The 15,476-nt window shown below is 61.3% G+C and carries 10 protein-coding genes; 5 read left to right on the top strand and 5 right to left on the bottom strand.

What is annotated here, in order from left to right; all coding sequences use genetic code 11:
- Window positions 1-564 precede the first annotated feature (564 nt).
- Genes AC3WWR_RS19120 through AC3WWR_RS19105 form a run of 4 tightly spaced genes read right to left on the bottom strand, consistent with a single transcriptional unit; the run spans window position 565 to window position 6,203 of the window.
- Entirely contained in the window at window positions 565-2,019 is a 1,455-nt protein-coding gene (locus AC3WWR_RS19120; protein WP_033044219.1) for a curlin, read from the bottom strand.
- Between the two features lie 27 nt (window positions 2,020-2,046).
- Window positions 2,047-2,508, bottom strand: coding sequence for a hypothetical protein (locus AC3WWR_RS19115; protein ID WP_020796234.1), 462 nt, complete (start codon window positions 2,506-2,508; stop codon window positions 2,047-2,049).
- Window positions 2,509-2,568: 60 nt separating this feature from the next.
- Window positions 2,569-4,821 carry an Ig-like domain-containing protein gene (locus tag AC3WWR_RS19110; protein ID WP_033044218.1) on the bottom strand — a complete coding sequence of 751 codons (2,253 nt, stop codon included), beginning with the start codon at window positions 4,819-4,821 and terminating at the stop codon, window positions 2,569-2,571.
- A 35-nt stretch (window positions 4,822-4,856) separates the two neighbouring features.
- A complete protein-coding gene (locus AC3WWR_RS19105) occupies window positions 4,857-6,203 on the bottom strand; it encodes a hypothetical protein (RefSeq protein WP_020796236.1) in 1,347 nt (448 codons plus the stop codon).
- A 289-nt stretch (window positions 6,204-6,492) separates the two neighbouring features.
- Between AC3WWR_RS19105 and AC3WWR_RS19100 the strand changes: the two genes are divergently transcribed.
- From AC3WWR_RS19100 to AC3WWR_RS19080, 5 genes are all read left to right on the top strand, one after another.
- Window positions 6,493-7,941: a sensor histidine kinase gene (locus AC3WWR_RS19100; protein WP_033044217.1), complete on the top strand. Its 1,449-nt coding sequence runs from the start codon at window positions 6,493-6,495 to the stop codon at window positions 7,939-7,941.
- Between the two features lie 186 nt (window positions 7,942-8,127).
- On the top strand, window positions 8,128-10,935 hold the full coding sequence (locus AC3WWR_RS19095) for a multicopper oxidase domain-containing protein (protein WP_432669408.1): 2,808 nt from the start codon (window positions 8,128-8,130) through the stop codon (window positions 10,933-10,935).
- Between the two features lie 17 nt (window positions 10,936-10,952).
- Entirely contained in the window at window positions 10,953-12,053 is a 1,101-nt protein-coding gene (locus AC3WWR_RS19090; RefSeq protein ID WP_225441902.1) for an SCO family protein, read from the top strand.
- A gap of 101 nt (window positions 12,054-12,154) precedes the next feature.
- On the top strand, window positions 12,155-13,648 hold the full coding sequence (locus AC3WWR_RS19085) for a sensor histidine kinase (protein WP_083348801.1): 1,494 nt from the start codon (window positions 12,155-12,157) through the stop codon (window positions 13,646-13,648).
- Complete coding sequence (locus AC3WWR_RS19080; RefSeq protein ID WP_492598953.1) at window positions 13,617-15,047, top strand: sigma-54-dependent transcriptional regulator; 1,431 nt, start codon at window positions 13,617-13,619, stop codon at window positions 15,045-15,047. Before AC3WWR_RS19085 ends, AC3WWR_RS19080 begins: the two co-directional genes overlap by 32 nt.
- Window positions 15,048-15,077: 30 nt before the next feature.
- Here the strand turns inward: AC3WWR_RS19080 and AC3WWR_RS19075 are convergent, their stop codons facing one another.
- Window positions 15,078-15,458: a hypothetical protein gene (locus AC3WWR_RS19075; RefSeq protein WP_168757854.1), complete on the bottom strand. Its 381-nt coding sequence runs from the start codon at window positions 15,456-15,458 to the stop codon at window positions 15,078-15,080.
- Between the last annotated feature and the right edge of the window lie 18 nt (window positions 15,459-15,476).

Below are 15,476 nucleotides of genomic sequence, written 5' to 3'. Positions count from 1 at the left end.
TTCATGGGCAGCCCTTGCGATGAAATCCTGGGCGAATCATAGCAAGGGTTGGCTGGAGTTTTTACACACTCTGGGCCAAGGATGGCCCATCGCGGCGACCCACGGAGCAGGACCGGAGCGAGGGCATGCCGAGCCTTAGCGAGGCACCGAACGCCAGGGGCAAGAGCCCTTGGTTACTTGGGGCCGGGCGGCGTTCCGTTTTTCCAAGTGACTCGCCGTAAGGGCGAAACCCTAAGTGGCCGTTACCGCGGGAATGGATATGTACTCAGTCAATAGATAATAGGTCGGCTGTCAGGCCGCCATCGCCGGCAAGCCAGCTCCTACAGTAGATCGGGTACAGTTGCGAGAGAATGCTCGGCTGTAAGGCCGCCATCGCCGGCAGGCCAGCTCCCACAGTAGATCGGGTATAGCCGCGAGCGATTGGTCGGCTTGAGGCCGCCATCGTCGGCAAGCCTGGCTCCTACAAGATTGTGACGTCCAAAAAAAGAAGGTGTGAACGCCTGTCTGTAGCCACAAAAAAACCGCGACCCTCCCTCAAGAGCCGCGGTTTTTCACCCCATGCAGTTACTTCTGCAACACAGTCGCACTGTTAGCCGAACCAAACTGCTGCACGTTCGCCATCTGGGTCATGCCACTCTGGTCGACATTGGCAATGTTGCCAGTCCCGCCCTGGGTCACATAGGCGACGTTCATGGTGTCGGTCTGCTTGATGGTGATCATGTTGTCTTCGCCATACAGCTGCGTGGTGAACGCCTGGTTGCTGCTGCCTTCCTGGTTGACGTCGGTGGTGTTGTGGGTGCCGGTGCTGCTGCCCTGGGCCAGGTTGTTGGTGCCGCGCTGGTCGGCGATGAGGATGTTGTCGGTGCCGTTCTGGTCGAAGTACAGCTCGTTGTAGGAATCGGCCTGGGTGACCGTGGTTTTGTTGCCGTAGCCGGTCTGGTTGGTGGTCATGATGTGGCCGGTGTTTTTCTGGGTGAAGTTGGCGACGTTGCCGTTGCCGTTCTGGTTGACGGTGGCGCGTTGGTTGGTGCCGAACTGGCCGCCCATTTGCGTGGCCGGGCCTTTCCAGTTGCTGGCGTAGACCTTGTTGTCGTTACCCGTGGATGTGGCGTTGAGCACATGGTCGGTGCCGGTCTGGTAGGTGAAGTGGATGTTGCCGATGCCCTGTTGATTGAGGGTCACGGTCGAGCCCATGGACTCGAACTGGTCGGCATAGATTGCGTTGAGATCACCGACCTGAATCACCTGGGCAACGTTGTGGTCGCCGAAGCTCTGGTCGACGATGGCTTCGTTGGTCTGGCCGTTCTGGTCGATGGTGGTTTTGCTGGCGACCTGGGTGTCCTGCCAGACTTCGCTGCCGTTGCCGTCGCCATACTGGTTGATGGTCAGGTTACCGCCTTCGCCATTGCGCTGATCACCATAGGCATAGTTGGTGCCACCGGACTGGTTGATATCGATCTGGCCGTTCATGTGGTTGATCTGTTCGGCGGTGGCGTAGTTGGCGGTGCCGTACTGGATGATCACCGCGTTGTTGGCCGTGCCCACCTGGATCTGTTCGATGTTGGCTTCGTTGCTGTCGCCGTACTGGTAGGTTTTGCCGGTGGTGTTTTCCTGGCTGTCCTGGTAGATGAACGAGAAGTTACCGGTGCCTTCCTGTTGTTGCAGGACCTGGCCACCGCCGACCCCGATCGACTGGCTGGCGTGGCTGATGTTGGTGTCACCGCTCTGGTTCTGGATGATGCTGCTGTTGTTTTCGAACAGTTGCTCGGCGTAGCCGGCGTTGTAGTTGCCGCTCTGGTTCTGCTCGATGGTGCTGGTGGCGTTGTCCTGTACGGAAGCCGCGTCGTTGCCGGTGCCGGACTGGTTCTGGGTGGCGGTGCTTAGCGGTGCCGCCGTCTGCGTTACATTGGCGATGTTGGTGTCACCGAACTGGTTTTGGGTCGACACGCTGTCATTGGCCAATGCTTGAGCACTGACTATGACCAGGATGGCGGCGGTGAGGGGCGTCAATTTGAACATGATGAAACCTCCAAAAGGTGCAGTGCTTTAGCGATATTGAGTGACCGATACGCTCATTCCATTTCCTGCTTGGGTCACAGCGCTTTGCTGCCCCGTGCCGGCCTGGACAATGCTGGCGTCGTTGTTATTGCCGTTCTGGGATATCTGCGCGCGGTTGTGGCTGCCGGTTTGGGTGATGGACGCGGCGTTGCCGGAACCTTGCTGGTTGATCAAGGCCATCAGGTCGCTGCCTTGTTGCAGGATGTAGGCTTCCTGATTGCTGCCCGACTGCACGATCTGGCCGAGCAGCGACTGGCCGTTCTGTTGCAACAGCGCGACGTTGGCCTGGCCGTTCTGGTCGATCAGGGCTTGCTGGCCCACCGGTGGTGGCAGCTCGCCGAGGTCGACGCCGGGTGCAATGTCGTCGTTTTCCATCAAGTCGTCGGCGCGCACGCCCGCGCTGCTGCAGAGCAGAAGCAGGCAGAGCAGGGCGGCGGTCGACGTTTTCATTGCATGCTCCTTTTGCTGGAGGCCTGCCCCATCAACTCAGCGAGTCGATGGGGCACGGACTCAGTTCGAGATCACCTGCACCGTGCGCACGGTGCCTTGGGACGAGGTAATGGTGGCGGTCGGGTTGGCCGACGGAATCACCGTGGTCGAGTTGCTGACGGTCAGCCTCCAGCGTCCGGTCAATGGCACCGCCGTGCTACCCAGGGTTACCAGGCCGGTTGGCGTGGTCACCTGGACGGTGATGGTGTTGCCGGTGGTCACCGAGGAGGTCCCCGCGAAGTCCCAGTTGAAGCGGTTGTTGGAACGGGCCGTCACCGTGGCTGTCGTGACCGCGAAGGTTTCCGCAGCAGGCCGTGGCGAGACTTGCACCGTGACCGTGGCCGGCGTCGCCGACACAGCACCGAAGCTGTCCCGGGCGAAGTAGTTGAAGGTCGTGGTGAAGGCCGTGGGAACCGAGGCCGGTGGGTTGTAGGTCAGGACCGTACCGTTACTGGTGACGCTGCCGCGACCGGTCGGAGGTTGAGTGAAGCTGGCGACTGCAAGCGGCACGTTGCCTTCCGGATCGGTGTCGTTGGCCAGCACGTTGATCGGTATCGACACACCCAGGGTCGCGGCAGCGTCAGCGACGGCCGTTGGCGGCTGGTTAGGCGCAACGGTGATGGTGACGGTCGCCGCAGCAGTCGAAGCCAGGCCTTTGATGTCTTGCGCCTTGTAGGTGAAGGTTGTGGTCAGCGGCACGGTCACCACGGCTGGCGGCGTATAGACGACGGCCGTGGTTCCACTCATCGTCACGGTGCCCTGGCCGGTGGCCGGTTGGGTCAGCTCGATGATGCTCAGCGGTGTGTTGCCGTCCGGGTCGCTGTCGTTAGTCAGCAGGCTGAGGGTGATCGGGATCCCGAAGCTGGTGCTGCCGCTGTCAGCGACAGCAATCGGCGCCTTGTTCTCGCCGGTGTCTGGTGCAGTGCCGACGACGACCACTGGCTCGGTGTCACTGCCGCCGGAGGCGGATTTGATTGTGACGGTGGCCGGTGGCTGCGGCAGGTCGGCAACCGTCAAGGTTTGCAGGGTGCCGGACTTGGTCAACCGTCCGTAGCCTTGGGCGACCATGTCCGGTACCACCACTTCGTCAGACGAAGTGGCTGCGATCAGCAGGCTGTGATTGTCCCAGCTGTAGCGCGCGGTCTGGACTTTCACCACGTCGCTGACTTTGCTCGATACTGCCGTAGGCCGGGTGGCACCAGTCGGGTCGGTAGCGGTGAGCACTACGATTGGAGGCACGGCGGTACCCGTCAGGCGGTGACCGAAGAACAGACCGGTGTTGTCGCCGAGCATGCTGGTTAGGCACGGTGTCTGCGGTGGTCCCGGAACCAGGGCCACGGTTTCGCGGAAGCACAGGCTCGAGCCGTTGACCGACTTGCCGAAGACTTCTACCCGGGTACTGCTAGTGCCTGGACCCGATGAGGTGCGGCGATACGTGGCACGGCTGACCTCCACAGGGGTTTGCGCCCGGTTGTCGAGGACTTTGCCGGACAGGTTGAACAGGCTGGTCTCAATGGTCCCGGCCGGGCCCTGGATACGCAGGAAGTTGGTGTTGTTGGGGCTGCCGGTGACTGCTTCGGTGAGATTCGGGTCGCCGACGTAGGTCTCGATGGCGCCGGTGTCCGGATTCACTTCGGTGTAGGGACCGTTGACGCTGCGCAGGAACGGCCCAATGTCACCATTGACTGCGCCAGAGAAATTACCGGGTGCGCCGATGCCGATATCTCTGGTGATGTTGATCGCACGACGGCCCGGAGCGGTCACGTTGACGACTTCCACGCCGTATGGGTGGGTGATGGTGTAGGTCCCGGCGATGGGGATGTTCACTCGGATACGAATCCGCGCGAAGCTTGCCTGGTCGCCGTCGACAGGGTTTTCCGAAGCGAATGCCGCTTCAATCCCGGCCACGTAGGCATCCACGCCGTAGCCTGCGGCGTTGTCGGGGATGGCCGTCTCGGCGAGGAACCAGAACGCTTCCGGTGGCCAGTTATCCGGAAATACCATCGGCAGGGTGTCGTCAAAGATTCCCGGTTCGGGCAGCAGGATGCACATGTAGGAGGGTGCGCCAGGCGTGCTCGGTACCCGCGAACTCACGGCGCGGGACTGGCACAGTTCCATCGACAGCAGATTGTTGTCCTGATACCACAAGGGGAATTTCCCCGTGGCAAAGGTGTAGGGGCCGGGGTCGACGGCAGCGAGTTGCGCGAACGCACTGCCGGACAGCGAAAGAGTCAGCCCGAGCGCGTTGAGCGCGAAGCGTGGCCACTTGTTCATGATGCCTCCTGATGCGGATCTGGGCATGAGAGCGTTCATTGCACGATGACCACTTCTTCGGTGTCAGTGCCGCCATTGGATGACGTCACCGTAACCTTGGCCGGTGGAATCGGCGTGATGCCGGTCGACAGGATTTTCTCGGCGCCATCGCCGCTCAGGGCGCCGATGGCGGCACCGGTTCCGGAAGTGGCGGTGAGTACGGGGGGCGAGGTTTCATCGCTGGTCGAGGCCACGATGGTGAGTTGCCCGCTGTTGAGGCTGTACTGGGCCTGCGAAATCACCACCAGGTCGGTTAACGGCATGGACAGGGTGGTCGGCGTGCTGCTGGGGATGGCCAGGTGGTTGTCGGCGGTCACCTGCAAGCTGCTCGGCAAGGTCGGGTTTGTGGAGGATTGCGCGTACCAGTGGCCGGTGGTGTCGGCCTCGGTCAGGTTCAACACCGGGCTATTGCTGTCCAGGGTCACGGTGGCCGGTGGCGGCGGGGCCATCACGAATACATCCTGCTGTGCAACCGGTGCGCTTTCCCCGGCTTTGCGCGAATAAGTGCTGCGCTCGGAGATCATCGGAGTGGGCCGGACCACCGTCGACAACTTGCCGGAAATGGCCATCACCGTCGTGCGCAAGTCCAGTCCGTTAGGCCCTTCGATGCGGATGTAGTTGGTGTTGAACGGGCTGCCGGTGAAGGCTTCCGACAGGTTCGGATCACCCACGAACTGCTCGGCTTGACCGGTGACCGGGTTGGTTTCGGTGTAGGGACCGTTGACGCTGCGCAGGAACGGTCCGATGTCGCCCTTGAGTGCGCCGTCGTAGGTTTTCGGCGAGCCGATGCCGATGTCGCGGGTCATGTTGATTGCGCGACGCCCGGGGGTGTCGACGTTGAACACATCAACCCCGTAGGGGTGGGTGATAACATAGGTGCCGGCTGTGGGCACGTCGACCCGGATACGAATACGGGCGAAACTGACCTGGTCACCCTCTTTGGGTTCTTCGGCGGCGAAGGCTGCTTCGACGGCGCTGACATACCCCAGGTCGATGCCCCGGGCCGCGTCGACGATGGCGCCGTCGCCGGTGAACCAGAACGCTTCATCGGGAAAGTTGGTCGGGAAAACCACCGGCTGCGTGTCGTCGAAAACGCCGGGAGCCGGCAGCAGGTTGCACATGTAGGTCGGTGCGCCGGGAGCGCTTGGAACCCTGGAACTGACAGCTTTTGATAGACACAAATCGAGTGTCCGGCCATGGCTGTCCTGATACCAGGAGGCGAAGCCACCATTGTCTGGCAGGTAGGGGCCAGGATCTACAGCAAACAGCGCGGCCTGGGCAGCGCCTTGGGCCAGAGCACTCACGATCAGGGCGATCGCGGTTTTGGACAGTAAAGGGTGCATGAGTATTCCCTCTATCAGAGTACCTGCCCCTTGGGATATGGGTCAGTTGTGAGCTCTTCGGCAACTCCCATGCCAACCCCCGAAAATGTCGGCCAGGGCCCCGGTACACAGGCGTTTGCGCTGCGCTCGTCGATCGAGCGGTGAATGATCGGGCGGGCCTCTTTCCCCAGTATTGGGGGTAGATCGGGGCAGAGGGGGAGTGGGGGGATGGGGAAGGAATGGCCCCGATGACGGGCAAACGGCTAGCGGTGCGCTATAAACCTATAGGGGGTTCGCGGGAACACTATCCATGACCACGCTTGCAAAGACACTGGCGTCCGACCAGGGCGAAATTCGCTTGAACTCGCGCAAACAGCCGTTCAATCTGCTGCGCTGGTTTTCGCTCATCAGCATGGCGGTGATCGGCACGGTGGCGGTGGCGTTGGGTTCGGTGTCGACCAAGTTCGTGATTACCGAAAGCGTGCAGCGCGATGCCCTGTTGACGTCGCAATTCATCCAGGCGATTGCCTCGGCCGAGGTGCGCCATGTGTCGATCCCCAATGTGCGGACCATGGGCGAGCTGCTCGACCCGCGCAAGGACCGCGACTTTCCCGACGTCGACCCGATGGCCCGCGCCAACGCCCGGGGCGAATTCCTCGACCACATCGAACATTTGCCGGATGTGATCCTGGCCAACATCTATGCCCCCGACCGCATGATCATCTGGTCGACCAACCCGGCCCTGATGGGCACTACGATTCACGCCGACGAAGACCTCGACCAGGCCTTTGCATTGAAGACGCCCGTGTCGGCCAGCTATCACGATGTCGACCAGGCTCGCATGGAACAAAAGTTCGTCACGCCGCCGGAATACATCTTCATTGAAAACTACATTCCGCTGTTCGATGCCGATGGCAAGAACGTCACGGCGATGGTCGAGATCTACAAGGAACCCAAGGACCTGATTAGCCGGATGGAACGTGGCCTCGTGCTGATATGGATGGCCACGGCCCTGGGCGGCGGCTTGATTTACCTGGGGTTGTACTGGATCGTGCGGCGGGCGGCGATCCTGCTGGCCACGCAACAGAAGCAACTGATCGTCAACGAAACGTTCGTCGCCCTGGGCGAGATGTCGTCGGCCGTTGCCCACAGCTTGCGTAACCCCCTGGCAACCATTCGCTCAAGCGCCGAACTGGCACTGGAGTTCGACAGTGGCCCGGCGCACAAGAACATCAACGACATCATCGGCCAGGTCGATCGCATGTCGAAGTGGGTACGGGAGTTGCTGCAATCGCTACGTCCGCTCAATGACGACGTCGAGCCGGTCAACCTGGTGGCGGCGCTCCACGACAGCCTGATGGCTTTCGAGCAGCAGATCATCAAGGGGCGGGTCAATGTGCTGTTCGAACCCATAGGCACGCCCATGGTGCTGAGCCAGCAGGTGCAGTTGACGCAAATCCTCAACAGTTTGCTGGCCAATGCGCTGGAGGCCATGGACGAAGGTGGTACCTTGGCCATTACGATGGCCCCTGTCGATGCCCAGCGTGTTCGCGTGGTGGTCAGCGATACGGGCAAAGGCATGACCGAGGAGCAACGCCTCATGGCGTTCCGGCCGTTTTTCACCACCAAGCGCGGCGGGCTCGGTGTCGGGCTGGTGTTGGTCAAGCGCATCATGGAGCGCTTTGGCGGGGCGGTGGCCCTTGAAAGTCGTGAGGGCGAGGGCACCCACGTCAGCCTGACTTTCAAACGGGTTCCCTGAAATTGGGTGGGAACTTTCCCCGGTAGCGGGTGCCATTCCCCAGTCGTTTATTTCGGTCATGGCACATTGATGTTGATAAGCCATTGTTTTGCTGAGTGCTAATACCTTTGTATAAAGCAGTTACAAATTTGGCCGACTCCTTGCAAAACCCCCATCACCCCCTTCATATATACGAGGCGGCTGGTGATGGACACAAAAGCGCGGCACCCCTTGAAATGGTTTGGTCTGTTGACGCCATTGAGCGTCGCCTTGGCGATGACACTCAGCACAGGGACCTTGCGTGCCAGCCCCATAGACGATGAGCGACAGCCGGAGCCGACTGATCCCTCTGCCTATTACGATGAACCGGAAGACCGGGCAGGGGCGTTGAACGCCATCCTGACCATGCCCGATGCCAACGAGGATGCCTTCGATCTGCCCGACGGGGTCAAGGGCTCACGCGATACCGAACGGGTGGAAAACGTCCTGCCGCCTGCCATGCAGACCAGTTTCAACTACCCCACCAACGGTAAGCCGAGCCCACTGTTCAACGCCCAGCCGTTCACCCAGCAACTGTTGTTGTTCGAAGAATTCGGCCCGGAAAAACTCGACCCCACCACACCGGCGGCACCCTTGCCGTTTCCAGCGGCGGCCATCGGCCCGTTACCGGCGCAAGACCCCAGCAGCGCGGCCCGCAGCGCACCACCGGGACCTGCGCTTGATGCCTTCCTGCGGCAACCAGGATTGACCCCGTTCCCCAGCCAGTACGCCAACGTGGTGGATCGCAACCCGTGGCAGGCGCAGATCGAATACTTCCTCAATCGCCGTATTGGCTCATCCGCTGAAGGTCGTCCGCCAGGAAAGGGCTGGTCACATCAGCGCTGGAATGAGTTCTATCCGCAAAACGCCTACAAGACCGTGCAGACCGGCGCGCGGATCAACGGTGGCTTGCGTGACGCCCGGCAGATGCACGGCTACGCCGTGGGCGAGTTCGGCCCCGGTGGCCTGTACCACAACGTCGCCGGCGTACCGGCCACGGACGGTACGGCCAAGGGTGTCGATACACGCTTTCACCCCAACATGCCGGTGCAGAACCACAACTCGGTCTGGACCTTCGACGGCACGCTGCCGCCCAAACTGCTGATGGTGCGCTATGGCCAACCGTTGCTGATGCGCCACTACAACGGCTTGCCGATCGATCCGTCGGCCAACATGGGCTTTGGCCTGCACACCATCAGTACCCACGAACACAACGGCCACGCGCCAGCGGAAAGCGACGGTTATGCCAACGCGTTTTTCTTCCCCGGGCAGTACTACGACTATCGCTGGCCGATCCAGTTGGCCGGTTACGACAGCATCAACACCGACGCCCATGACCCGCGCGCGGCGTTCCCTTGCTCGCCGGGCGAAACCCTGTGGACCAATGACATGAGCCCGGGCCGCAAGACCTGCGAGAACGGCACGATCAAGATCCGTGGCGACTGGCGCGAAACCATGAGCACCCACTGGTTCCACGACCACATGCTCGATTTCACCGCGCAGAACGTCTACAAGGGCAACGCGGCGATGATGAACTACTACAGCGCCCTGGACCGCGGCAATGAATCGGTGAACGACGGCGTCAACCTGCGTTTCCCCAGCGGCAGCGCCTTGCCTTGGGGCAACCGCGACTACGACGTCAACCTGGTGTTCGCCGACAAGGCCTGGGACGCCAATGGCCAGCTGTGGTTCAACCCCTTCAACACCGATGGCTTCCTCGGTGACCAGGTGCTTGTCAACTGGCAGTGGAAACCGAGCCTGGATGTACGCGCCCGCAGCTATCGCTTCCGTATGCTCAACGGCTCGGTATCGCGCTACTTCAAACTGGCGCTGGTGCGTGAAATCAAAGGCACCAGCGGCGAGTTCCAGGGGCCCAAGGGTTCGGGTGTGTCCTATGCCCGCGTGCCGTTCCACATGATTGCCAACGACGGCAACATCATGGAGCACAGCGTGCCATTCGACGGCAGCATGGACCTCGACGCCGACGGCGACAAACAGAACCACAACGCCATCCTGCCAACCCAGGGCATCGCCGAGCGCTTCGACATCATCGTCAACTTCGCGAAGAACGGCATCAAGCCCGGGGACAAGCTGTTCTTCGTCAACCTGCTGGTGCATGACGATGGCAAGGGGCCGAAAGAACCGGTGTCGCTGGCGGACGTGCTCTCGGAAAACTACAAGGCGGTGATCAAGCAAACCAGCAAAGGGCCGATGTGGGACAAGGGTGACCCGGCGGTGGGCAAGGTGTTGCAACTCAACGTCAAGCCGTACACCGGCCAGGACCTGGCCATGGACCCGGCCGCCTACGAACCGGCCAAGCCGGGCAAGGCTGAAGGCCTGGTGATGATCCCGCTGAAGATTCATCGCGACAACGCCGCCGACAAGGCGCTGCTGGCCAAGGCCCGCCATCGCACCTTCACCTTCGGCCGCTCCGACGGCACCGATGAAGCGCCCTGGACGGTCAAGACCGATGGCGGCTTCGGTTTCCATATGGACCCTCGGCGCCTGAACGCCTCGACCCAGTTGGCCAGCGGACCGACCGATGCCGGGGTTGCGGGCTACGGCACCCTGGAAGTGTGGAACATCAAGGCCGGCGGTACGGGCTGGAGCCACCCGGTGCATGTGCACTTCGAGGAGGGGATCATCCTCAGCCGCGGCGGCAAGGCGCCACCGGAATGGGAAAAATGGGCACGCAAGGACGTGTATCGCATCGGCTCGGAAAAGGATGGGCTGGACAGCGTCGAGATGGCGATCAACTTCCGTGAATTTGCCGGGACCTACATGGAGCACTGTCACAACACCCAGCACGAGGACAACTCCATGCTGCTGCGTTGGGACCTTGAGAAACCGGGGCAATTGCAGTTGATGCCGACGCCGCTGCCCAGTTGGGACGGAGTGAGCTACGTGAACTCCGCCGCACTGCCAACCTTCCGCACTGGCGACGGCTTCGGTCCAAAAGTGACGGTCAAACCATGAACCGCGAGGGTGTCGACATGAAGTTGCCTACCGCACGTGCGCAAGCACTGGGCATGCACCTGGTGCTGATATTGGTCACCGGCCTGCTGGCCAGCCGGCTGCTGGTCGCCAATCCGGTACCGTCGACACCCGCTCCGGTTTCCCCTGCCTCTGCTGCTGTTGCCGAACCAGCCACCCCGTGGGGAGGCGACTATTTCCCCAACACCCTGCTGACCGACCAGGACGGTCGGCAGGTGCATTTTTTCGATGACCTGATCAAGGGCAAGGTGGTGGTGATCAATTTCATCTTCACGTCGTGCAGCGACTCCTGCCCGCTGGAAACCGCGCGCCTGCGCCAGGTGCAGAAACTACTCGGCGACCGGGTCGGCAAGGACATCTTCTTCTACTCCATCAGCATCGACCCCTTGAGCGATACACCCGCCGTGCTCAAGGCCTACGCGCAACGTTTTCAGGTGGGGCCAGGCTGGCAGTTTCTTACCGGGGAGTTCGCCGACGTCACCGAGTTGCGGCAAAAGCTCGGGTTGTTCATCGAAGGTGTCGACAACGGCCGCACCAAGGACCACAACCTGAGCCTGATTGTCGGCAACCAGCAAACCGGTCGCTGGATGAAAGCCTCACCCTTCGAGAACCCCTGGATCCTGGCCGACCAATTGGCCAACACCTTGCATAACTGGAAACAGCCGAGCGTTGGTGAAAGCTACGCCAATGCCCCCGAAATCCGCCCGCCGAGTAACGGCGAAGAATTGTTCCGCACCCGTTGCGCCTCGTGCCACAGCCTCGGTCCGATGGACGGGCAGGGCATCGGCATGCGCAGCATCGGTCCGGATCTGGTTGGCGTGACCCGCCAGCGCGATCCCGCCTGGCTGAACCGCTGGATTCGCGAGCCCGACCGCATGCTGGCCGAGAAAGACCCGATTGCGACGGCGTTGTTCGAGCGCTTCGACAAGATCCCGATGCCCAACCTGCGCCTGGATGAGCGCTCGGTACAGTCGATCATCGAGTTCCTGCAGGCAGAAACCGACCGCCAGCAGCCGTTGCTCACACCGCTGACTGTCGGCGCCGAGGAACCGCAACATCAACAAGCAATCGCGGTACCCGACAAGGCGCGGGTGCAGTAGTGGCGAAATAGTTTTATTGGGCAGCCAGTGACGGTCAATGCCACCTACACTGATCGGGAATGCGGCTGGAAAACGCTTGATTCAAGCAACCGGGACCTCCCATGCAGATACTGGAATCACCACAAGTACCTGCGCCGGTTACGTCGGCGACAGAGGGCAAGGATTGGCGATCGCCATTCAACCTGGTGCGCTGGTTTTCCCTGGCGAGTTTTTTCATCATTGCCGGCGTGGCCTTGGGGCTGGGCTACATTTCCACGCGCTTTGTGGTCGAGGAGAGCATCGAGCGTGACTCCATGCTGACCGCACAATTCGTGCAAGCCATTGGCGCGGCCGAAATTCGCCACGCCTCGATTTCGCCGAACCGAACCATGGGCGAAATGCTTGACCCACGCGCTGACGCGGCCTATCCCGACGTCGATCCGGGCGCTCGCGCGGCTGCCCGTATCGAGTTCCTCGATCATGTCGAACACCTGCCAGACATCCTCCTGGCCACGGTTTACGCCCTGGACCGCACCGTGGTCTGGTCGACCAACCCCGAGCTGATCGGGGTGCGCATCGACAACGACGAGGAACTCGACGAGTCCTTTGAAATGAAGGCAGCGGTGTCCACCAGCTACCATGAGATCGACGAGGAGCGCCCCGAGCAACGGCTGCTGCATGAACCGCAATACCTGTTCGTCGAGAACTACATTCCGATGTTCAACGCCGATAAAAGCAAAGTGGTCGCCATGGTCGAGATCTACAAGGAGCCGGTGGACCTGGTGGAGCGTATCCAGCGCGGGTTCAGGGCGATCTGGCTGACCACCCTGCTCGGCGGAGCGGTCATCTACCTGGGATTGTTCTGGATCGTGCGGCGTGCGGCCCTGCTGTTGCACAGCCAGCAGAAACAACTGGTGGCCAACGAAACCTTCGTCGCCCTGGGGGAAATGTCCTCGGCGGTCGCCCATAGCCTGCGCAATCCGCTGGCGAACATTCGCTCCAGCGCCGAGCTGGCCCAGGAAATCGCCAGCCAGACCGCGCAGAAGAACATCGGCGACATCATCAGCCAGGTCGATCGCATGTCGCGCTGGGTCCGTGAGTTACTGGTGTCCTTGCGCCCGGTTAACGACGACCATGAAACCGTCGACCTGGTGCTCGCGATTGACGACACCTTGAGCGCCTACGCCCCGCAGATCCAGCGTTCGAACGTCGAGGTGCGCTTCACGCCCATGACGGTTCCACCGGTCGTCAGCCAGCAGGTGTTGCTCACGCAGATTCTCAATAGTCTGTTCGCCAACGCCCTGGAAGCCATGCCCAAGGGCGGCGTATTGAGTATCGACGTTGAAACACCGGCACCCGGTGAGGTGCGCATGATGCTCAACGACACTGGCAAGGGCATGACCAAACAGCAACAGCAAATGGTCTTCAAACCGTTCTTCACCACCAAACAGGGGGGGTTGGGCGTGGGCCTTGCGCTGGTCAAAAGAATAATGGAGCGATTCGAAGGCTCGGTCGAGTTGACCAGCCAAGAGCAGGAAGGAACCCGCGTGTGTCTCAATTTCAAAGTGGCAACGGGAGGGGAATATGGAGCACAGCATACTGCTGGTCGAGGATGATGAGCTGCTCGCCGAGAATATCCAGACCTACCTGGAGCGTAAGAACTTCGAAGTGACCGTCTGCCACTCGGCCGAAGACGCACTGTCGCAGTTGGGTACCTTCGTTCCGGATGTCGTGCTGACCGACAACTCGTTGCCGGGCATGAGTGGTCACGACCTGATCCAGAAGCTGCGCATCAGCGCGCCGGATCTGAAAGTGATCATGATGACCGGCTACGGTAACGTCGAAGACGCCGTGGTGGCGATGAAAGAGGGCGCGTTCCACTACGTCACCAAACCGGTGGCCTTGCCGGAGCTCAAGCTGCTGCTGGACAAGGCCCTGGCCACCGACCGGATGGAGCGCACCCTGTCGTTCTATCAGGAGCGTGAAGCACAGAAATCCGGGGTGCAGGCCTTGATTGGCGAATCGGCACCGATGGTCTACCTCAAGGGCACCATCGCGCAGCTGCTCGACGCTGAGCGACGCATGGCCAACACCGACTTGCCGCCGGTGCTGGTGGAAGGCGAGACCGGCACCGGCAAGGAACTGGTCGCGCGGGCGCTGCATTTCGACGGGCCGCGCAGCAAAGGGCCGTTCATCGAATTCAACTGCGCCTCGATTCCTTCCAACCTGGTGGAGTCGGAGCTATTCGGGCACGAGAAGGGCGCCTTCACCGATGCCAAGGACCGTCGCCTGGGGCTGGTGGAAGCGGCCGATGGCGGCACACTGTTTCTCGATGAAATTGGCGAAATGGACCTGATACTGCAGGCCAAATTGCTGAAACTGCTGGAGGACCGGACCATCCGCCGGGTGGGTTCGGTGAAGGAGCGCAAGGTCGACCTGCGGGTGATCAGCGCGACCAATTGCAACCTTGAGCAAATGGTCCAGCAGGGCAAGTTCCGCCGCGACCTGTTCTTCCGCCTGCGCATTATTTCGATCAAGGTGCCGCGCCTGTATGCCCGTGGCGAGGACATCCTGCTGCTGGCCCGGCACTTCCTGGCATCCCATGGCAAACGCTACGGCAAGCCGCACCTGCGTTTCAGCGACCAGGCCGAAGAGTTGCTGCTCAACTACACCTGGCCGGGTAATGTGCGTGAACTGCGCAACATGCTTGAACAGACGGTTCTGCTGGCGCAACACGACACCATTGCTGCGCACCAGTTGAACGTGTGCCTGAGCCTGGTGGATGAGCCGGCGATGTTCACCCACGAGTTGCCGCCGATCGAACCGCGTGCGTCCCATAACGGCACTGAGTCGATGAACCTGCCGGAAGTAGAGCGCGACATGGTGCGCAAGATGCTCGACAAGACCGACTGGAACGTCACCAAGTCCGCACGACTTTTAGGCCTGAGCCGAGACATGCTGCGTTACCGGATCGAGAAACTCGGCCTGGCGCGCCCGGACAAACGGTCGTGGTAGAGGAGCAGTCTCAGGGCAGGCACGGCCTTGCTACAAGGCTGGGTTCTGACCGCTGCGGCAAGCCAGCATGCACGTCGGATCGAGGACCTCCTGGTTCACATAGACGCCGTGCTCGGCGTCATAGGTGCGAATGAACACGCGAACGGTGGTATCGGCCACCGTTGGCAATCGGGAATCGGAAAACACGTGCTGGCTGGAAACCGGGGTGAATGTCTGGGGCGAAGTCGGGATGTAGGATCCCGGCGGTACCGTGCTCAGGGTCGGAGGTACCGGATGGGCAAAGGGCTGGTCCGCTCCGTAGTAATTGAATTCACTGCTGGATTCTTCGGTTTGCATCGCACTGTCGTCCGCCTGTGCACAGCTGGCAGCCAGGCACAGGGCAAGCAATAGCGTGGGTACGGTTGTGTTCATGGCAGCACCTGCGGTGTC

The organism is Pseudomonas sp. EB271-G4-1, from assembly GCF_058791355.1.
Note: the sequence above shows the minus strand (reverse complement) of the source record. Positions and strands in the feature narration are given on the sequence as shown.

Coding starts and splice junctions, on each gene's coding strand:
- AC3WWR_RS19085 (WP_083348801.1), top strand. CDS start 12,155: ATGCAGATACTGGAATCACCACAAGTACCTGCGCCGGTTACGTCGGCG.
- AC3WWR_RS19100 (WP_033044217.1), top strand. CDS start 6,493: ATGACCACGCTTGCAAAGACACTGGCGTCCGACCAGGGCGAAATTCGC.
- AC3WWR_RS19110 (WP_033044218.1), bottom strand. CDS start 4,821: ATGAACAAGTGGCCACGCTTCGCGCTCAACGCGCTCGGGCTGACTCTT.
- AC3WWR_RS19080 (WP_492598953.1), top strand. CDS start 13,617: ATGGAGCACAGCATACTGCTGGTCGAGGATGATGAGCTGCTCGCCGAG.
- AC3WWR_RS19115 (WP_020796234.1), bottom strand. CDS start 2,508: ATGAAAACGTCGACCGCCGCCCTGCTCTGCCTGCTTCTGCTCTGCAGC.
- AC3WWR_RS19105 (WP_020796236.1), bottom strand. CDS start 6,203: ATGCACCCTTTACTGTCCAAAACCGCGATCGCCCTGATCGTGAGTGCT.
- AC3WWR_RS19090 (WP_225441902.1), top strand. CDS start 10,953: ATGAAGTTGCCTACCGCACGTGCGCAAGCACTGGGCATGCACCTGGTG.
- AC3WWR_RS19075 (WP_168757854.1), bottom strand. CDS start 15,458: ATGAACACAACCGTACCCACGCTATTGCTTGCCCTGTGCCTGGCTGCC.
- AC3WWR_RS19120 (WP_033044219.1), bottom strand. CDS start 2,019: ATGTTCAAATTGACGCCCCTCACCGCCGCCATCCTGGTCATAGTCAGT.
- AC3WWR_RS19095 (WP_432669408.1), top strand. CDS start 8,128: ATGGACACAAAAGCGCGGCACCCCTTGAAATGGTTTGGTCTGTTGACG.